Annotated in this window: 1 protein-coding gene; it reads right to left on the bottom strand. The window is 33.3% G+C overall.

All coding sequences use genetic code 11. The features are described from left to right. Positions 1 to 240: EAL domain-containing protein (locus AOA60_RS34345; protein WP_143522336.1), on the bottom strand; the 240-nt coding region annotated here is incomplete at both ends.

Below are 240 nucleotides of genomic sequence, written 5' to 3' on the forward strand. Positions count from 1 at the left end.
TTCATCACAATTTAATTTTTTCAACAACGCATATTGATCTTCTATTTCCACGCCTTCAGCAACTACCTTCATGTTTAACTGGCTCGAAAGCTGAATGATAAATTCAATGATAGCTTGGTTGTCTTCTGATGTATGAATGTCGTTAATAAAGGATTTATCCAATTTTATCGTATTAAATTTAAATTTTCGCAAATAGCTGAGTGAGGAGTATCCTGTACCGAAATCATCGATGGCAATATG

The sequence above is a fragment of the Pseudomonas sp. 2822-17 genome (genome assembly GCF_002742485.1).
Taxonomy (GTDB): Bacteria; Pseudomonadota; Gammaproteobacteria; order Pseudomonadales; family Pseudomonadaceae; genus Aquipseudomonas; species Aquipseudomonas cyclaminis.